This is a genomic window from Spirosoma knui, from assembly GCF_054780635.1.
Window position 1 is genome coordinate 237,391 of the sequence record NZ_BAAGVY010000002.1, and the last position, 20,236, is coordinate 257,626.

14 protein-coding genes are annotated in these 20,236 nt (G+C 50.9%); 6 read left to right on the plus strand and 8 right to left on the minus strand.

Annotation, left to right across the window (positions count from 1 at the left end; translation table 11 throughout):
• Window positions 1-64 precede the first annotated feature (64 nt).
• The 3 genes from ACYVIY_RS05685 to ACYVIY_RS05695 form a co-directional block, all read right to left on the minus strand.
• Window positions 65-2,677 (minus strand): permease prefix domain 2-containing transporter, encoded by a 2,613-nt coding sequence (locus ACYVIY_RS05685; RefSeq protein WP_460975330.1) that lies wholly within the window; start codon window positions 2,675-2,677, stop codon window positions 65-67.
• An 80-nt stretch (window positions 2,678-2,757) separates the two neighbouring features.
• Complete coding sequence (locus tag ACYVIY_RS05690) at window positions 2,758-5,409, minus strand: ABC transporter permease (protein WP_460975331.1); 2,652 nt, start codon at window positions 5,407-5,409, stop codon at window positions 2,758-2,760.
• Complete coding sequence (locus ACYVIY_RS05695; protein ID WP_460975332.1) at window positions 5,406-5,744, minus strand: PadR family transcriptional regulator; 339 nt, start codon at window positions 5,742-5,744, stop codon at window positions 5,406-5,408. The genes ACYVIY_RS05690 and ACYVIY_RS05695 overlap by 4 nt, the downstream gene beginning before the upstream one ends.
• A 200-nt stretch (window positions 5,745-5,944) precedes the next feature.
• On the opposite strand from ACYVIY_RS05695, the gene ACYVIY_RS05700 reads away from it, so the two are divergent.
• A complete protein-coding gene (locus ACYVIY_RS05700) occupies window positions 5,945-7,015 on the plus strand; it encodes a PA0069 family radical SAM protein (protein WP_460975333.1) in 1,071 nt (356 codons plus the stop codon).
• A gap of 94 nt (window positions 7,016-7,109) precedes the next feature.
• A complete protein-coding gene (locus ACYVIY_RS05705) occupies window positions 7,110-7,958 on the plus strand; it encodes a sugar phosphate isomerase/epimerase family protein (protein WP_460975334.1) in 849 nt (282 codons plus the stop codon).
• Window positions 7,959-8,021: 63 nt separating this feature from the next.
• Here the strand turns inward: ACYVIY_RS05705 and ACYVIY_RS05710 are convergent, their stop codons facing one another.
• The 3 genes from ACYVIY_RS05710 to ACYVIY_RS05720 are packed head-to-tail and all read right to left on the minus strand — an operon-like array spanning window position 8,022 to window position 13,741.
• Window positions 8,022-10,733: a permease prefix domain 2-containing transporter gene (locus ACYVIY_RS05710; RefSeq protein WP_460975335.1), complete on the minus strand. Its 2,712-nt coding sequence runs from the start codon at window positions 10,731-10,733 to the stop codon at window positions 8,022-8,024.
• Between the two features lie 12 nt (window positions 10,734-10,745).
• Window positions 10,746-13,406 (minus strand): ABC transporter permease, encoded by a 2,661-nt coding sequence (locus ACYVIY_RS05715; RefSeq protein WP_460975336.1) that lies wholly within the window; start codon window positions 13,404-13,406, stop codon window positions 10,746-10,748.
• A complete protein-coding gene (locus tag ACYVIY_RS05720; RefSeq protein ID WP_460975337.1) occupies window positions 13,403-13,741 on the minus strand; it encodes a PadR family transcriptional regulator in 339 nt (112 codons plus the stop codon). Before ACYVIY_RS05720 ends, ACYVIY_RS05715 begins: the two co-directional genes overlap by 4 nt.
• A gap of 215 nt (window positions 13,742-13,956) precedes the next feature.
• Between ACYVIY_RS05720 and trpF the strand changes: the two genes are divergently transcribed.
• From trpF to ACYVIY_RS05740, 4 genes are all read left to right on the plus strand, one after another.
• Entirely contained in the window at window positions 13,957-14,577 is a 621-nt protein-coding gene (trpF, locus tag ACYVIY_RS05725) for a phosphoribosylanthranilate isomerase (RefSeq protein WP_460975338.1), read from the plus strand.
• A gap of 174 nt (window positions 14,578-14,751) precedes the next feature.
• Window positions 14,752-15,219, plus strand: coding sequence for a PspC domain-containing protein (locus ACYVIY_RS05730; protein ID WP_460975339.1), 468 nt, complete (start codon window positions 14,752-14,754; stop codon window positions 15,217-15,219).
• 71 nt (window positions 15,220-15,290) lie between these two features.
• Window positions 15,291-16,316 (plus strand): LiaI-LiaF-like domain-containing protein, encoded by a 1,026-nt coding sequence (locus ACYVIY_RS05735; RefSeq protein ID WP_460975340.1) that lies wholly within the window; start codon window positions 15,291-15,293, stop codon window positions 16,314-16,316.
• Window positions 16,317-16,417: 101 nt separating this feature from the next.
• Entirely contained in the window at window positions 16,418-19,234 is a 2,817-nt protein-coding gene (locus ACYVIY_RS05740) for a M14 family metallopeptidase (RefSeq protein WP_460975341.1), read from the plus strand.
• A gap of 67 nt (window positions 19,235-19,301) precedes the next feature.
• On the opposite strand, the gene ACYVIY_RS05745 is transcribed toward ACYVIY_RS05740, so the two are convergent.
• Both ACYVIY_RS05745 and ACYVIY_RS05750 read right to left on the minus strand, forming a co-directional pair.
• The gene (locus ACYVIY_RS05745; RefSeq protein ID WP_460975342.1) at window positions 19,302-19,754 is read right to left on the minus strand and encodes a hypothetical protein; all 453 of its coding nucleotides are present in this window, start codon (window positions 19,752-19,754) and stop codon (window positions 19,302-19,304) included.
• An 8-nt stretch (window positions 19,755-19,762) separates the two neighbouring features.
• Window positions 19,763-20,227 (minus strand): hypothetical protein, encoded by a 465-nt coding sequence (locus ACYVIY_RS05750; protein ID WP_460975343.1) that lies wholly within the window; start codon window positions 20,225-20,227, stop codon window positions 19,763-19,765.
• Between the last annotated feature and the right edge of the window lie 9 nt (window positions 20,228-20,236).

Below are 20,236 nucleotides of genomic sequence, written 5' to 3' on the forward strand. Positions count from 1 at the left end.
GGTACATAGGGCAGGGGTAGGACTTGGTTGTACCCTTCGCCCTCTGCCCCTAACCCTAAGCGAATTACTCGCTACGTAGTGACTTAGCTGGATCCATTAGGGCGGCTCTGATGCTCTGGAAACTGACCGTTAATAGGGCGACTAAGGTTGCCAGGGCACCGGCTAAGGCAAACATCCACCATTCAATGGTGATCTTGTACGCGAAGTTTTGCAGCCACTGGTCCATAGCGTACCAGGCAATGGGCGAGGCAATCAGTATGGCGAGCAGGACCAGCTTCAGAAAGTCTTTCGACAGCAGCGTTACCAGACTGGATACCGATGCCCCCAACACTTTACGGATACCAATCTCTTTAGTCCTGACCTCCACCGAAAACGTCATCAAACCCAGTAAACCAAGGCAGGCAACCAATAGCGTCAGGCCGGTAAAGCCATTGAACAGACGCATCAACCGTTCTTCTTTTTCGTACAGGCGGTTATACGCTTCGTCCAGGAAGTAATAATCGAACGGAACAGACGGCTGGGTTTGATTGTACAACTGACGAAGGTGATCCAGCGCCTGCATTACGTCCGTCTGAGCGCCCAGACGAACGAGCAGAAAGCCCCCCTTGGCCAAGGCTTTGCGGCTGGTGTCACTAATGACGGTCAGCAACATGGGCGACACCAACCCGCGGAGACTATGCACATGAAAGTCGGCCACAACTCCATCCGTGGGTTGATCTTTGAAGGGAGCAGGCTGTTGTATTGGATTGCCCTTAATGCCCGCTTCGTTCATCACCGTTTGGTTATACAACTGAAGTTCCTTTGTTACGGGCCTGTCCTGCCAGCCAACAGGCGGATAAATCATCCGCACCCCCATCATCGCAAAAAACGACTTGTCGACCGTCATGGCGTTCACCATCAATTGCTTTTGCGTTTTGGCCGTTTTCATGAACCAGGTCATAATCCGGTTTGTAAACAGCGCGGTGTTTGAGTACGCTACGTTGTCGGGACCGGCCCATTGCCGAACCGCATCCCGAAAAGCGGGAAACTGCCGCGTCATGTCGCTGTCAATGGTGATGCTCACTACCTGTGACCGGTTAATGCCCAGATTTTGCGTTCGCAGCAGACGCATCTGCATGAACAGTACCAGGCTGCAAATCAGCAGGGCAACGGAAGCGGTAAACTGAAGAGTTGTGAAGAATTGGCGAACCCCGGCCCCGCTTCGTGCTGAACCGATGGTGCCTTTCAGCACTTCGTTAGGCTTGAATCTGGACAGTAACAGGGCCGGATAGCCACCCGCCAATAAGGCGCAGGCCAGCCACAAACCGGCCAACAGACCCCAGTAGGTCCCCTGTTGCAGTACGCGGTTGTCCATGCGTAAATCCAGCGCCTGGTTGGCCCACGGGAACAGCACCTGTAACACCACCAGCGATAAGCCAAAAGCTATAGTCGTCGTCAGAAACGATTCTATAAAAAACTGCCCGATCAGTTCGCTGCGCTGGCTGCCAACCGCTTTTCGAATGCCTACCTCCCGAGACCGTTGGGTGGCGCGGGCGGTGGTGAGGCTAACGTAGTTGATGATCGCCAGGGCCAGAATCAACAGGACAATGGTGAGCAGAATGTAAATCGACTGTCGGGTATCTTTCGGGGCACCGCGGCTGTCGAGATGCAGGTCTGGAAGCGCTTCCAGGAAAAAACGGGCTGTCATATCGACAAAATGGATGCCCCCTTTCACCTGCTCCAGCTTCTTCTCTACCGAAGCGATGTTCGTTCCCGGCCGGAGAACCAGAAAGGTTTGCAGAAACCCGGCCGATTCATAAATGTTCTTGGCCGTAGGTCCCAGCGTAGGCATGGAACTCAGCGAAATCAATCCGTTGACCTGAATAACAGAGTGTGTTGGGTAGTCGTCGAGAACGCCGGAAACGGTCAACGGGTACTGTTTATCATACAGTAGCGTTTGCCCTAGCGGATTTCGGTCGCCATAGTATTTTTGGGCCAGTTGCCGGGTCAGAACAATCCGTCCGGGTTCGCCCAGTGCCGTTTTCGGATTGCCGTATATCAACCGAAAGCCCAGCGATGACAGGGCGGGTGTATCCGTAAATCCGATATTGCTTTCTTTAAACCGATGCTGCGGGTCGGACTGAAGCACGGGATCGCCAACGCCATCCGAAAAGCGGATAACGGCTTCCACGTCTGGAATCTGCCGTTTGGCTTCACGCCCAAAGGATTCGTGCAGGCCGGTCATAGTCACGTCGTCTCCCCCATACCTGGCGACAGACGTAATCCGGTACGTCCGGTCGGCAAACGGTTGAAAGCGGTCGTAGTGAAATTCGTGCCAGACGTAAAGCGTAATCAGCGTACTAACGGCCAGGCCAACAGTTAACCCAACGATGTTCAGGCCACTGAGGAGTTGATTTTTCCAGAGTTGTCGGAAAGCAATGATGATATGATTGCGGATCATGTCGGTGTTAGTTGGGTTTAGATTCTCGGTTCTCTCTCGCTTAATCACATAGGGCCTGACAAAGCCCAGCACATCCCGCCAGTAGCGCCACTGGGCTCGTCGAACACCCACGCGCTCAACCTGATAAGCAAACTCCTCGTGGAGGTCGCCTTGCAGGGTTTCCAGCAAGTGAGGAGCCACAAACCATTCCAGCAGGCGGTCGGCTACGCGGGGTGGGGTAGGGAGCTGGGGCTTCATGGGGTTAGGGGGCGAAGGGCTGGAGGCAATAGGCGGAGCTTGGTACTACCCTTCTCTCCATGCCCCTAGCCCCAAGCCAGTTACTCACTACGTAAGGACTTTACCGGATTTACTAAGGCCGCTTTGATACTCTGAAAGCTCACAGTCAGTAGCGCAATACCGATGGCTAATGCACCGGCCAGCGCGAATACCCACCATTCGATGTCGATGTGGTAGGCGAAGTTTTGCAACCACTGATTCATGGCATACCAGGCAAGGGGGCTGGCTACCAGGATGGCAATGCCTACCGGTTTCAAAAAATCACTGGAAAGCAAGCTTACAATACTGCCCACTGATGCCCCAAGGGCTTTCCGAACGCCAATCTCCTTGGTGCGCTGCTGGGCCGAAAAAGAAGCTAACCCAAACAAACCCAGACAAGCAATAAAAATGGCTAAACCCGCGAAAACGCTCAAAATCGTTTGCTGACGCAGGTCCGTCTGGTACATCTGGTCGAACTGCTGGTCTAAAAAATGGTACTCTAACGGATACGATTGTCGCGTTTTCGCGTACAACTGCCGAATGGTTTCGACCGTAGCCGCCGTATTCCCAGGCCTTAGTCTGATTAGGGCCGCCCGGCGGTCGTCAGTGTTGGGACTAATCACCAAGGGTTCGATGGCCTCTTTCAGGGACAGGAAATTGAAATCTTCGACTACACCAATGATGGTTCGATTTGTCTTGTCGACGATCGTGTTTTTCAACCATTTGCCGATGGCTTCGTTCGGAGTCCAGCCTAGTCTGGCAGCCGCCGTTCGATTAACCAGTACAGCCTGGGTCGAATCGGTGGGGTACTGGGCCGAAAAGTCCCGGCCCGCAATCAGCTTCAACCCCATGGTTTTTACGTAGTCGAAGTCGGCAAACTCAGTTCGGGCTTTCCAACGGTTGGGATGCGCTTCCACGTCAAACATAAGCCCGTCGAAAAAACCACCCGGCTCGCCCGACATCATTGAAACGGCCTCTATCCGGCTCTGGGCGAGCAGTTCCTGTTTATGGCTCAGAAAGAAGTTGTAGATGTCATTGTTATCGATGGGGATTACTAACGTCTGCTCTTTATTGTACCCAAGCTGTTTGTTTTTGAGATAGCTCATCTGTTGCGTACCGATGGCTGTTCCGAGCATGAGTAAGATCGAAATGCTGAACTGCACGACCACCAGTACCTGCCGTAACGAAATACCACCTGTCCCTAACTGTAATCTACCTTTTAGAGCCTGGATGGGCGAGAAGGCCGCCAGCACGAATGCCGGATAGCAGCCTGACAGGAAACCCGCTATAAGGATAATCCCAATCAGGAAGACACCAATGGGCAGCGCATAAATAGCAAGGTTCAACGGGTAACCTAAGAGTTGTTCGTAAGCCGGGAAAACTAGCGCCAGCAGCCCTATGGATAGTAGACAGGAAAGGGTTGTCAGCAGCAGCGACTCGCCAATGAACTGCCAGACCAGATGTCCTTTAATTGCGCCCAAGACTTTCCGAACGCCAATTTCTTTCGACCGCTCCACCGCCCGAACCGTCGACAGATTCATGAAATTGATGCAGGCCACCAGCAAGATGAGGACTGCAATCGATAGAAAGATGTAAACCACCCGTTTATCGCCATGTCTGGCACCGTCGAAGGCTGCCTGTTCAAAGTAGATATCCCGTAACGGCGTGAGCGATAGCGTAAAGTGAAAGCCTGATTGCTTCATGATCGACCCCATGTGTTTTTCCATAAAGCGCGGAAAATTTCGCTCTATCTGTTCTTCGCTGACGGATGGGGCAAGCTGCACATAAGTGTAAATGCCGTTATTAATCCAGTGGGTCATCCAGAGCCGATCTTTGTAGTTCTCCAGGGGAATCACTAGGTCAAAGTTCAGGTGAGAATTAGCCGGTACGTCCTGCGCAATACCGGTGACTTTTACGGGTAAATTGTTGTCAACTTTAATGATTTTACCCATCGCGTTGTCGACGCTGCCAAAGTACTTTATGGCTGTTGATTCGGTAAGCACGACACTCGCTGGTTCACGCAATACCGTAGTGGCATCGCCTTTAAGTAGCTGGAAAGAAAAGAACGTGAAAAAGTTAGAGTCAACACTAATGATTTTTCGCTCGTGGAATGATTTGTCCTGGGAAGTTACCAGCGCATCGGTCGGATTTACCCGTACAGCCTGAGTAATTTGCTCTTTAAAGTCGGTCAGCAGCGCGGGCGCATAAGGCCCTGACAAATAGGAGACGGCTATTTCTTTACCTTCATTCGGTATACCACGCATGACGCGGTAGATGGTTTTTCCATGTTTGTGGAAATTGTCGACGCTGAACTCATTCATGATGAACAGGAAGATCAGCAAACAGACCGTGATGCCCGTCGATAAACCCAGTAGATTAATAATTGAAAAGGACTTGTTGCGGGCTAGATTACGAAAAGCGATTTTAAGATAATTCCGTAGCATGTCTGAATAGGTTGGGGTTGAGTACTGATCGAATTGGTGGTAGGGCGGCATTCCAACCACCGGTTTACGTTTCATTACGTAAGGTCTGGCAAAGCCTAGCACATCCCACCAGTAGCGCCACCGGGCTCGTTGAACACCCACGCGCTCAACCTGATAAGCAAACTCCTCGTGGAGGTCGCCTTGCAGGGTTTCCAGCAGGTGCGGAGCCACAAACCATTCCAGCAGGCGGTTGGCTAAGCGGGGTGGGTGGGGAATAGGCCTGGAGTTCATAAATTGATGGCGAGTTTGGGCGTAGACGGTACGTCATTCCACAACTGCGCCCGCATTTCTTTAATGTCCTGTAATGTCCGATACCCGTAGGCCGTCACGGTGAACAGCAGCTTTCGGCGGCCACCGCGCTCGGGCGTTGGATCGCCCATGCGGGAGGCAACCATGCCTTTCTCCTGCAACCGGTGCAGCGCGGCATGGACCTGATTAAGCCGAACAGACCGATCCGTTTCCTCATTAAGCTTGTGCGTGATACCAACGCCGTATGCCTCGCCATCCATCCCGGCGACCATCAGCAGCACAATCTCCTCAAACTCGCCTAAGTAGGTTCGTTTCATCGTCGTATATTAAATCTAGTTTTGCTGAGCAAATAGATTGCCAGTAATCAAAATCGCTCGCTACGTAACAGAATGCCTGTTTTGGCTAAAATCAAGGACTGCCAGATGTCCGCTACCGGACAACCTAGTGTACGCTTCAGGACAGCTAACTAAGCGCTGAATTGCCTGGAGAACTCCCAATTTCTGCGTATCTTGAGTAGATGAAGAACGGCAAAGAGGAGTACAAAAAAGGGCGTGGGGCACAATTCAATACGACGAATCGTTTCCAGGATCAACACCTGGACGCGACCAGCATCGATGACATTCCGGATGATGATTTTCCGCAGCCAGTCCTGAAAACCAAGTACTTCGAAGAGCAGGCAAAGCAGATTATCAGTACCTCAAAAAGCCCGGACATTCCCTTTTCGGCGTCCGTAAATCCGTATCAGGGCTGCGAACATGGCTGTATTTATTGCTACGCCCGGAACACCCATGAATACTGGGGCTACTCGGCTGGATTAGATTTTGAATCCAAAATAGTAGTCAAACGTAACGCTCCGGCCCTGCTCGAGCGCCAGTTTTTATCCAGGAATTGGCAGCCTAAACCGATTCATCTTTCCGGCAATACCGACTGCTACCAGCCCGCCGAACGAACGTATCAGTTAACGCGTCGCATGCTGGCGCTTTGCCTGCAATACCGTAATCCCGTTAGCATCATTACTAAAAATGCGCTGATCCTGCGCGACAGGGATCTGTTACGTCAGCTAGCGGAACTGAATCTGGTGCACGTACTTATATCGCTCACTACGTTGAACGAAGCCTTGCGGCTAAAGATGGAGCCACGTACCGTTACCGCCGAGCAGCGCCTGCGGGTGATTCAGGCGCTTACAGAAGCGGGTGTACCGGTCGGCGTAATGACGGCTCCCATTATTCCGGGATTGAATGACCAGGAGATTCCGGCTATGATTAAAGCGGCCGCTGAACGCGGTGCTTGCTGGGCAGGCTATACAGTGGTTCGACTCAACGGCGCTGTCGGCCCGTTGTTCGAAGATTGGATACGTCAGAATTTTTCGGAGCGAGCCGATAAGGTGCTACGTCAGGTTGCCGATTGTCACGGAGGAAGCATCGGTGATTCGCGCTTTGGTACCCGAATGTCCGGAGAAGGGCAGGTCGCCGACTACATTCGGCAACTGCACCGGATGGCCTTCCACAACCACTTATCGGAGCGTTCGTTTCCGGCGCTGGACACGTCTAAGTTTCGGCGAGGTAATCAACTGAATCTGTTTGGATAGCGCAAATCCTGAGCGGATATACTAGTTGTTCAAAGCAACATGGGTAAAGAGCATATTGTCATTTCTTTATTTGACGAACAGCCTCTTTACTCTTATGAACTACTTACCTAAATTTTGGCTCTGGGGAGCACTTCTTGCCTTACCTTTTTGTTCGTTGCTGGCTCAAAACCGGCCGGAAGACAAAGCCGGGTGGAAACTGGGCGCACAGGCGTATTCGTTTCGACTGTTTTCGTTCGCCGATGCCTTACGGAAAATGGATAGCTGTGGCCTGAAATACGTGGAAGCTTTCCCCGGTCAGCCGATTGGTGGGGGCGTAAAAGGGTCGATGGATTTTATGATGGATGCCGCTACCCGTCAGGCCGTTAAGAAACTAGTCAAAGACCGAGGGCTGACCCTTGTTGCCTACGGGGTAATCAGCCCGAAGTCGCAGGAGGAATGGAACGCCTTGTTTGACTTTGCCAAAGACATGGGCATTCGCAACATCAATTCAGAGCCCACTCCCGACCAGATGGCGTACGTGCGCAAACTGGCCGATCAATACAAAATCAACGTAGCGCTGCATAATCACCCGAAACCGTCGCGGTACTGGCATCCCGATACGGTCTTGGCGGCCATTGGCGGAAGTAAATACGTGGGCGCCTGCGCCGACATTGGCCACTGGGTACGTTCGGGGCTTGACCCGGTCGAGTGCCTGAAGAAACTGAACGGCCATGTGCTGGGAATGCACTTCAAGGACGTAAAGAAAGATACGCCTGAAGCCAAATACCATGACGTTGTCTGGGGAACGGGCGACGGCAAAGTCGAAGCTGTACTTGAGGAGTTAAAACGGCAGCAGTTTAAAGGACCTATTTCGGCCGAGTACGAATATCATTGGGAAAACAACGGCCCTGAAATTGCCGAAAGCGTAAAAAACTTTCGGGAGATATACAGCCGGGTGAAGTAGCCGTTTATGTTTAATCATGAGTGGCTGACGCAGTGTCAGCCACTCATGATTAACCCATCTTTATTACTCCGTCCGCAGGCTCTCGGTCGGGTTCATCAGAGCTGCTTTCACACTCTGGAAGCTTATGGTGACCAGAGCGACCATCGTTGCCAGGATGCCAGCCAGAGCAAATACCCACCAGTCCAGATCAACCTTGTAGGCAAAGTCGTTTAACCATTGAGTGATCGCGTACCAGGCAATGGGCGTGGCAATGAAAATGGCCAGTAACACAAGCTTCAGGAAGTTAGCCGATAACAACGTAATGATGCTGGCGACCGATGCTCCAAGTACTTTCCGGATACCGATTTCTTTGGTCCGTTGTTCGGCGGTGAACATTGCTAAACCAAACAGGCCCATGCAGGAGATCAAAATAGCAATGGCTGTGGCCGTATTAACGAGCTGAGCCGTTTTCTGCTCTTTTTCGTAGAGTTTGGCAATCGATTCATCCAGAAACGAATACTCGAATTTAGTGTCGGGATACACGTCATTCCAGGTTTTTTCGAGGTTGGCCAAGATGCCTTTCATATCGCTCAACTGCCTGCCCGTGGTAGCTAACTTAACCCCAATGTTCTGCGATTGCATGGGAAGGTATCCGATAAAGACGGGGCTGATCCGTTCATGGAACGACTGTTCGTGGAAGTCGGCAACAACGCCAACGATGGGGTACTGTTTGCCTTGAAAGTCGATAAGCTGGTTCAGAGCCTCGGCCGGTTTTTTGAAACCCAGGGCCTTCAGGTACGTTTCGTTAATGACTAGTTCACGTAACGAATCGCTTTGTCGGTAGTTGCGGCCGGCCAGTAACCGAAGTTGATAGAGCGGAATGTAATTCGCGTCGCCTGCTTTGGCCGACACGTCCAGCTCAACTTCTTTTTTGCCGTGGTATTTCAGCTTGGTTACCATGTAACTGTCACCCATCGGCGGAAACCATTCCCGCGTAACGCGCTCTACGTCCGATAGCTGGCTGAGCTTCTGGGCCAGAATGTCGCTCTTGCCTAGTCGACCCGTTTGCAACGAAACGATAGCGTCGGTCGAAAAGCCCAGGTCTTTATCGCGCATAAAACTAAGCTGGCGACCTACAAACAGGGTTCCGATGGTGAAGACCATGGACACCGTAAATTGAAAAATGATCAGGCTTTTACGCAGATAACCTTTCCGATTTCCGACTAATGCCGTTTGCCCTTTAAGCGTAGTCGCAGGCTGGTAAGACGACAGAATCCAGGAGGGATACAGGCCCGAAATCAGGGCTGTAACACAGGCAATGGCGAGCAAAAATAGCCATACCTGCGGATTGGATACGGTAAGGCTTACACCCTGCGGAATAATTGATGCGAAGGCCGACAGAACCGGCTGGGTAAGTAACAACGAAATAAAAACGGCTAAAGTCGTCAGAATGAATGTTTCGCTCATGAACTGAGCGACCAGGCTGCTGCGGCTGCTGCCCAGCACTTTCCGAAGCCCTACTTCCTGCGAACGCCGGATTGATTGCGCGGTGGTCAGGTTGATAAAGTTGATGGCCGCAATCAACAGAATGAACAAGGCGACCCCCATCAGCCCATACAGCGTCGGCAAGTGTGCTTTTCTGGAGTAGTTGTCGGTGTAGTCGGCGTTGAAATGTAAGTCAGACAGAGGTTGCAGAGCCGGTACAAATTTGAAATCTCCTTTAAAATGCTGTTTGGAAAACTGCAGAAATGAAGGAGTCAACTGAGCGGCTGACATACCTTTCGGCAGTTTTACGAATGCCTGTGAGGACGACCAGTTGTCGTTCCATTCGTCGAGGTTTATATTGCCCTTCATCTGGGCACTGGCCCTGATCGTTGCGAACGAAATGAAGTCTGTGAACATAAAATCAGTCGGCTGCTCCCAGTCCTTTACAATGCCCGCGACACTGACCCGAACAGAGTCCCAATAAATAACCTCCTTGCCCAGCATTTGGTCGAGCGGTAAATCGCCGAAGTAGGTACGGGCCTTACGTTCTGACAGAACCAGTTTGAACGGCTCATTCAACGCCACGTCAGCGCTACCCGCCAGCCACTGGTACTTGAAAATCTCGAAGAACTGAGGCTCGGTCACCACAATTTCACTGTGGCTTTTACTGTCAAATCGTTTGGGCTTTTCTTTACCGGTCGGAATAAGCACGTGCGACGCAATGTTGTGAAATGCAGCTACTGTTTCCAGCCCCGGAATCTCTTCGCGGATAGCGTTTGGAACGGCGTTCGGAGCAAAACCCACCGGATGTTTTTCACTCGGAGCACCATATTGAGCCTCTCCAACCAGCCGATAAATGCGCTCTCCATCCGGATAAAACGTATTGAAACTCAATTCATGGCTGGTGATGAGATAAATCACCAGACAGGCCGTTACGCCCAGCGTAAGCCCGGATAAGTTGATTACCGCGCTGGTTTTATGCTTCTTCAGTGTACGGAAAGCAGTTTTTAGATAATTACGGATCATGGCAGGACTGAATAGAAAAGGGGATGAATACTCAGGAGATTGACGCTTCAGGGCAAATGGGCGGATGAAACCCAGTACCTCCCGGACGTATTGCCGTCGGGCGCTACGTTCGCCGAACAGGGCAGCGTTTCGACGGAAGCGCTCATGCAGATCGCCCTGCACTTCTTCCAGCAAGTACGGATCACAGAACCATTCCAGCAGCCGATCGGCCCAACGCGGTCCGACGTTTCGGGGCGGTCCCGCTCCGGCGTACCGGTCGTTTCGGGGTTGTCCTGAGTTATGCATGAGCAAACGGAATTATTCTGACTTCAAGGTTTTTACCGGATTGATCAAGGCGGCTTTCAGCGATTGCCAGCCAACCGTCAAGAACGCAATGGAAATGGCAATTAAGGCAGTCAACGCAAACACGTCGGCACCCAGGCTTATTCGGTAAGGGTAGTTTTTAAGCCATTCCTGCATGGCATAGCCAGCCGCCGGAAAAGCGAAGATGAAGGATAGCGCAACCAGTTTTAGGAAATCAGTAGAAAGCAGTTGGACGATTGTAGAAACCGACGCTCCAAGTACTTTGCGAATACCGATCTCTTTGGTACGTCGTTCGGCCGAAAGAGTAGCTAAGCCGAAGAGACCAATGCACGAAATAAAAATAGTCAGTATGGCCCCGAAGAGCATCATTTGCTTCCATTTAGCCTCCGACTCATACCGCTTTAAATTTTCCTGATCTAAGAACTTATATGAGTACGGATTCAGAGGGAACAGTTTCTTGAACGTCTTTTCAATGTATTGAAGGCTTTCCGTCTCGGTATTCGGTTTAATCTTGATGAAGGCTTTACCGTATAAGTTTGTAGGCTTCATCGTAAAAAGCTGCGATTTGATTTCTTGATTGAGTGAGGCATAGTGATGGTTTTTTACGACCCCAATCACTCTATACTTTTCTGGCTTATCGTACGAAAAGTCAACTACCTGACCAATCGGGTTTTTCCAGCCTGCTTCTTTAACGAAGCTTTCGTTGACAAGCACAGAATTGGTGGAATCACTCGGGAACTGCGCGGAAAAATTACGGCCTTTGATAATCGGAATTTTGAATGCTGGCAAGTAGGTCTCGTCTATGGTTTCATAAGCGAAGTTGATTTGCTTTTCACTATTATTGACTTTAGCAATTGTGCCCCAGAATCCTCCATTTTTTGGCGAGACATTGATGATTGTCGGGCTTTTCAGCAACTCTTCTTCCAACAAAGAAGCTTCACTTCGTTTCATTCCTGACTTCTCAAGAACTACCATATTACTGTCGTCGTACCCTAAATCTTTGTTGGTCAAATAATTGAATTGAGAATAGATGGTAAGTGTCGCAACGATCAGAGAGGAGGCCAACGCGAATTGTAAAACAACGAGGCCCTTTTGCAGATAATTCTTCCCGGACAGATTGAATCGACTGTAAAGTGTTTGAACGGGATCATAGTTAGACAGAACTATTGCTGGATAAAAACCTGCTAACAAGCCGGTGATCACGAAAAGTGTGATGTAGCCCAGTATTAACTTCAAATCGAAGAGGTAAGAAAGAGCAAGGGCTTTGTCGGAAAGCTGGTTAAACGTGGGCAGGGCCAATTGAACCAGTAATATGGCTAATATAAAAGCCGCAAAACAAAGCACGAACGATTCGCCCATAAACTGAATAATCAGCTGCCACCGACCTCCACCTACCACTTTTCGTACGCCAATCTCTTTGGCTCGCTTCAACGACCGGGCAACCGTTAGATTTATGAAATTGATGCAGGCAATCAACAGAATAAACAAGGCAATTCCCGATAGAATGTAAGAGAACATCGGATTACTGCTGTCCACTAAGCCATTATCAGCGGGTAATTCCTTGCTCAGATGCATGTCGATATAGGGCTGAAGCGCGTATTCTACTTTGTTTTTAAAGCCATATTTCTCCGCCATTTCTTTGATGCTCTCCTTGGCGTCAGCCAGGTAAATACGATTCATTTTGGCTTCAACCGCTTTGATGTTAGCATTTGGGTTTAGTACGACGAACGTGTTTAGGAAGACACTGAACCAGTTACTGTTGTTGCCCATGTCTTCTTTCGACACGGTTATGGGCATCAGCACATCGAACTTTATGGACGAGTTTTGCGGACATTTTGCCGCTACACCCGTTACGGTATAGGGCTCAAATTGATCTTCTTCTTTTAAATAAAGGACTTTGCCGAGGGCGTCGGTAGTACCAAATTGCGTTTTGGCCATTTCCTCAGAAAGCACGACCGACTTAGGTTGTCGAAGTGCTGTTTTAGAATTGCCGCTCAGCAATGGAAACGAGAAGATTTGGAAGAAAGAAGAGTCCGTTATGAACACGTCCTGGCTCTTTATCTCGTTGCCTTGCTTAATGTCTCTTCGATTAGACTGATAACGAACGAAAGACCGAATTTCGGGGACACTAGCGCTGAACTTTGGCCCCTGGAAGATACCCGTGTATGGACTGAACCTCTCAGGTGAGCCAGCCGGATTCAATTCCTGGCTCGTTATCCGGTAGATGTTCGGGTTATTGGCGTGAAACCGGTCATAGCTAACCTCGTCTTTGGTGTACAGCATGATCAGCATGGCCGCTGCCAGCCCAATACTTAACCCAATGACATTAATTGACGAGTAAACTTTGTTGTGGACCAGGGTACGGAGAGCAATTTTGAAATAGTTCTGTAGCATAGTCGTACTGAGTAAAGGGACGGACGAGTAAGGGCTGTTTGTCGGTTTGCGTTTGATGGCAAAGGGTTGGATGAAGCTGAGTACATTCCGGACGTATCGGTGTCGGGCTTTCCGTTCGCCCATCGTGGCGACGCACCGGTGAAATCGCTCGTGCAGATCGCCCTGAATCTCTTCCAGCAGGTGCGGAGCGCAGAACCATTCCAGCAGGCGGTCGGCCCAGCGGGGCGGTTCTGGTGTTTCTTGTTTGTTCCATTTGCTCATATACTAATGGCAGGCAACGTATTGGGTAGAATCGACTTCCATAACTGCTCCCGAACGGCCCGAATGTCGTGAAGCGTCCGACTGCCCAGCGCCGTAACGGTAAACAGCCGTTTCCGGCGCCCACCCCGTTCGGCCGTCGCATCGCCCATCTGGGACGTAAGCATGCCTTTCTCTTCGAGCCGGTGGAGGGCCGCATGAACGGCGCTGATACTCACCGACCGGCCCGTCTGTCGGTCTAGTTCATCGGTAATGGCAACGCCATAAGCACTTTTGTGCAAAACCGCTACGGTCAATAAAACGACTTCTTCAAACTCGCCTAAGTACGTTCGTCTCATACCAGATCTTTATCTTCAACTTTAGTAGAACAAATGCCTTGCCAAGCTAAAAAAATAGCCATACAGGCGCTTAATAGGGGTAAGGATGTATTGCGGGCGTCCGAAATCGTACACTTGCTGTCCGAAGCTGAACAATCTGAACGGAATAGGGTACTACAAGGCACGACTTCGTATTTTTGCGGTTTACTGACCAATATTGCTAACCGACACTACGCATGGCTCTTAAGACTTTAGTGAAAATATCGAATGTGACCAACCTGAGCGATGCACGCTACTGTGCCGGCATGGGCGTTGATATGCTCGGTTTCTCCATGGATAGCGACTCGCCGGAGTACGTTGAGCCGAAGAAATTTGACGAAATAAAGTCATGGGTTGCGGGTGTGCAGATTGTTGGCGAAACGACGAGTACAGACCCCGAAACGATTGAGCAACTCCTCGCTACGTACCAGCCTGATCTGTTGCAGGTCGACGAAGCGGCCCTGCTCCCGTATCTGGCTACGTACGACAAACCACTTATCCTGCGTGTCGATCTGTCGCAACTGACCCTCGACCAGCTTGATACGTTATTCCAGTCCGGTTCGTCGGGTGCTGAATACGTACTGCTCGAAAGTAAAGGGGCGCTCCACTTTGACGCCGATCTGAAAACCGCTCTTCAACGGCTAGCCAATCGCTACCCAATCCTGCTGGGAACGGGTATTTCGGTTGATAATATTCACGAACTGTTGGCTGATTTGTCGGTGCGGGGTATTGCGCTGAGTGGGGGCGATGAGGAACGGCCTGGTAATAAAGAGTTCGGTGATCTGATGGACATTCTGGAAGCCATTGAAGAAGATTAAGCCTGGCCTTACTGCGTTGAAAAGCTATTTTCATCACGCTTTAACCCACTACTATGCATTACCTACTATCATTGAAAACATACATCCATCAATAGCCGCGTCCATTCTTCCGATTCTCCTTCCACCGGTCATCACAACCTGCTACGTTTACATCGGTTTTAGACACAAAAAGCCATGAACAAACGATTAGAACGCATCACCGACGAAGCAATGATCGGGGGCGTCGCGGCCGGACTGGCCCACTATTTTGGATGGAATCGCACCATTGTGCGCCTGCTTTTTCTGATTGGTATTCCGTTGCCGGGCTTTCCAGCCTTCCTGATTTACATTATCTTGTGGATCGCTATGCCAAAGCAACCGGCCGGTGCATCCGTCAATCAATTAACCGTTTATGCTAATCCTGTTTTCTCCATGAATCCCTACAATCCTAATCAACCCGCATCGCCCGACCGCAGCATTATCGGGGGCGCTGTCCTGATCATTCTTGGTGTCTTGTTTTTGCTGGATCGCTATTTCGATATTGATTTCGGTGATTTGTGGCCGTTCTTCCTGATTGCGACCGGCTTGTGGCTCATCTTCCGCGACCGGATCAGAACGCCCTACGATTCCAATAATACCAACAACCCGGATAACTCATTATAAACCAACCGTATTCAGGATAGGGAGTAGTTCTATTTACTGCTTATCCTGGATACGGAAAAATGGACGCTGTCATGAAACGACGAAATAACGGACTGTTCTGGGGGATCTTCCTACTTACGTTTGGCGTATTATTCCTGGCCAGACGGGCCGGATGGTTAGATGCCGATTGGCACTCGCTCGTCAACTTATGGCCGGTGCTGCTTATTCTGGCTGGTATCAACCTGATTCTGGAACGGCGTGGCAATCCGGCGGCTTTCGTCACCACGGTCATGCTGGCCGTTGCAGTACCAACGACCTTGTTCGGATTCTTTGCGCGTGATCGCCATAACGAACATGGGATACACTGGAATCACGACGATGATGACAATGAAGATGACGACAATGCCGATGAAGGTGACGACAACAACGAAGACGACTATCGGGCCGAACGAGAACGCCGAGATACCGAACGCAATGAGGTGCACACTAATACGTTCAGGGAGTCGATGGATGCTGACACGCGGGAAGCCGTGTTTAAGCTGGCCGGGGGAGCCGGGCGATTCGTTGTTAGTGATCCAACTACGGAGCTAATCAAAGCCGATACCAAGCAAACGGTTGGTAATTATTCGATGACCGTCGACCGTGATCCGACCACGCGCGTTCCAACCATTGAGCTGAAGCCTTCGGAGGAGAATCAAAAGTTTGAGCTGAAAGACGGTAATTTCGAGAACCGGGTGGATATCCACCTCAATGATAAGCCGCTCTGGACGATGGACGTGGCGCTAGGTGCCGGGCAGGGCGATCTGGACTTAAGTTCATACGCCGTGAAAAGCCTAAAACTTGCCGCCGGAGCCGCCGATCTTGACCTTAAGTTAGGGGCAAAAGCCGATCAGTCGGACGTAAAGCTTGACGTTGGGGCCGCTTCAGTAACCGTACGCGTTCCAAAAGAAGTTGGTTGCCGCATCAAAAAAGACGGAGCCCTTAACATTGAACGGCTGGACGATTTTACGGACGTTGGTGGGGGAGAGTACTTGAGCCCTGGCTACGACGCAGCCAAGAAAAAAATGATTATTCGCTTTGACGGGGGTATCTCCAGCTTTAAAGTAGTACGGTATTAAATTCGGCATATAGGAGAATTGTTAGGGTTTTAACGGTTGGGTCTGACGTATTATCGTTAAATTCAACCGTTAAAACACAACCTGACAAAATAAATCTCCTGATGCGTAAAGTCTTACACTCATTAACTGTTCTGTTGCTGCTTGGCATAACGCTCGCCCAGGCGCAAACGATTCCCTCACCCAAAGAACACTTTGGCTTTTCGATCGGCGATAATTATCAGCTTGCCACCTACACACAAACGGAGGCTTATTTTAAAAAACTGGCAACCTCTGATCGAACGAAGCTCGTTGACATTGGCCCAACCGAAGAAGGTCGTCGGCAATTTATGTTAATTGTTTCGTCGCCCGCCAACATCAAAAAGTTAAGCCGTTACCAGGAGATTTCCCAAAAAATGGCTCGCGCCGAGAACCTGACCGATGAGCAGGCGCGCGCCCTGGCCGACGAAGGCAAAGCAATCGTCTGGATCGATGGCGGACTGCACGCTACCGAAACCGTTGGCACCCATCAACTTATTGAAACCGCCTGGCAGTTAGTAAGCCGGAAAGACCCCGAAACACTACGTATTCTCGATCAGGTTGTTATCCTGCTGACCCATGCCAATCCCGATGGGCAGGAGATCGTGACCAACTGGTACATGCGCAACGAAAAGCCCGAAAAACGGTCGCTCGAAAACTTACCTCGCCTGTACGAAAAATATGCGGGTCACGATAACAACCGCGATTTCTTCATCATGAACCTGAAGGAATCACAGAATATCGGCCGTCAGTTATTTGTCGAGTGGATTCCGCAGATTATGTATAACCACCACCAGCGCGGTCCGGCCGGGTCGGTACTCGCTGGTCCGCCGTATCGCGATCCGTTCAACTACGTGTTCGACCCCCTGATGATTACCGGTATCGATGCGCTGGGTGCGGCCATGTATAACCGGCTCAACGCGGAAAATAAACCCGGCTTTACCCGCTTGAACGGCGCCAGCTTCTCGACCTGGTACAATGGTGGCTTGCGAACGACAACGCATTTCCACAACATGATAGGTTTGTTGACGGAGATTATTGGCGGCCCAACACCGGAAGAGGTGCCCCTAGTACCGCAGCGACTGATTCCCAATGGTGCTACGCCGAATCCGGTTACACCCCAAAAATGGACGTTCAAGCAGTCGATAGACTACTCGCTTTCGCTGAACTATGCGGTGCTGGATTATGCCGCTCGTCATCATGATGAGCTGTTGTTCAACATTTACCGGATGGGTAAAAACTCTATTGAGCGGGGCAGTAAAGACTACTGGATGTTATCGCCCAAGCGGGTAGATGCCATCAATCAGGCGTACAGAAACGACCAGAAAAAGCCGGGGACGACAGAAGCCGGGAACACCGCTGCCAGCGATCCAATGGGCTGGGCGAACCGAAACAGTGGGATGCCGGTCAAATATTTTGATTCTGTGATGAAAGCCCCGGTCCTGCGCGACCCGCGTGGCTACATTGTTCCCGCCGATCAGGCCGATTTTCCAACGGCCGTTACGTTCATCAATGCGTTAATCAAGACTGGGCTAGTTGTTCACAAAGCTACCGCCGATTTTACCGTGGCGGGCAAGAAATACCCGGCCGGGTCGTACGTAGTAAAAACGAACCAGGCGTTCCGGCCTCACCTGCTCGACATGTTTGAGCCGCAGGATCACCCGAACGATTTCCAATACCCAGGTGGCCCGCCGATTCGGCCATACGACGCGGCTGGCTGGACGCTGGCGTATCAGATGGGCGTGCGGTTCGATCGTTTACTGGACGACTTTGAGGGGCCGTTCCAACGGATTCCGTACGGTGAACTGCAATCGCCCAAAGGAAGTATTAAAGCAAGCTCGTCGGTGGCTGGGTACGTCTTAACTCCCCGATCAAACTATGCGTTTACGGTCACCAATGACCTCATGAAAGCGGGTGTAGATGTGTACCGGGTAACGTCTGGTGGCAAAGGCAGTGTGGAGACCGGCTCTTTCTTCGTACCGGCCGGGGCAAAGGCAAAGTCAGTCCTTGAAAAATCAGCGGGTGATACCGGACTCGAAATTGCGGGTGTAGCGCAGCGCCCCGCTGCCATGACCCGGATTGCGCCGTTACGTATCGGATTATGGGATACCTACGGCGGCTCAATGCCATCGGGTTGGGTACGTTGGTTGATGGAGCAGTATCATTTCTCCGCACAGGTAATCTACCCGCAAGACATCGATGCGGGTGATCTGCGTAAGAAATATGATGTAATCGTTTTCGTAACGCGGGCCATTCCGCCAGTGAGTAGCCAGGATAATAGTGAACGTGGCTTTGGGGGTCGGGAACCGAAGGTTGACGAAACGCCCGCCGAGTATCGTCCGTGGCTCGGTAAGATTACGGCTGACAAATCGATTCCGCAGCTCAAGCAGTTCATGGAAGCGGGCGGCTCCGTGGTTACGATTGGATCAAGCACGAATCTAGCGTATCATCTGGGATTGCCGGTAAAGAACGCGTTAGTTGAGATGACAAATACAGGGCAGACGCGTCCGCTGGCTAGTGAGAAGTATTACGTTCCGGGCAGCATTCTGCGCCTGAGCGTCGATTCGACCAATCAGGCCGCCTGGGGAATGCCCGCGCAGAGCGATGTGTATTTCGAGGCTAGTCCCGTGTTCAAGCTGGCTCCCGACGCCATTGCTACGGGTCGCGTAAAACCATTGGCCTGGTTTTCCAGCGATAAACCGTTACGTAGTGGTTGGGCCTGGGGCCAGTCATATCTACAGGATGGCGTAGCGGCTTTTGTCGCCCCGGTAGGAGCAGGCAAGCTGTATGCGTTTGGACCTGAAATTACGTTCCGGGCTCAATCGCACGGTACGTTCAAATTCTTATTCAATCAACTCTATACCAACGCAACGGCGAAGGTATTGGCAACCGAAAGTGAATAGATTTGCAGTACGCACAAAAAAGGTCGGCTCACTAGGGGCCGACCTTTTTTGTGCGTAGTTCAGTATGTTAGTTACTTTGGTTGTTGAGCCGATTCATGAGCACCCGATTGAAATCCCGTTCGGTCTTATACAACTCATTGAGCTGAGCCGGGCTGATTACTTTCAGAAACCTACCCATGTATTCTTCATCTAAATCGGCTAACTTTTGCTTCGTTGCGTTAATCTCGCGCAAACCGTCTACCAGTTGGTTGTTGTTCAGGTTGTTCCGTGATGGTTCGTTGCCTAATTGACGAATGCGCCGATTTAGCTCATGCTTTTTGCCATTATACTCGTTATAAACCGCCCAGAACTGCGGAGCCTGGTCCGTGGTCAGGTTGAGCCGGTTGGTGATCATGGCAATCTTCGCTGATTCTATCTTCTGGCGTCCACTGGGGTCTTGTGCAACGCTTACCTGAGCGAGTAACACAAACCCAATAAGCCAACTAATCCATGCCTTTCTCATCGTGGTAAAGTTAACCATTCGTAAAATCAGGAGCCAAGGTTTTCAGTTTCTGGTAAACCCTGCTCGTCAATAAATTGCTGAATGTCGGCGGGCTGGACGTTCAGAAAGTCAATCGCCGTTGTATCACTGCCGAAGGTCGAACGAATCTGTTGGCTATCGGCCAGTTCGTATGGGTCAACCCCCTGCTCATCGAGGTAAGCCGCAATTACCTCATTACTCACACCGCTCAACGCTTCGCTACCCAGCGACTCCTGCCGTTTAGGCAGCGTTTGCCAGATCAGTACGGCAATCAGGCTTGCTCCAGCCATAGAGACTGCCGTACGCTGCCACGACCAGCTGATGCTAAACGCTGGTTTCGGCTTACGGGTTACGCGAGTTTGTACCCGCGATGGTAAAGCATCGAAATAACCATCGGGCACCGAGAACGGCTGCTGCCGTAGCGGATGCTCGGGGGGAAGTTCATCAAGCCGAAAGACGTTTTTCTCGTTCATTGTATGCGT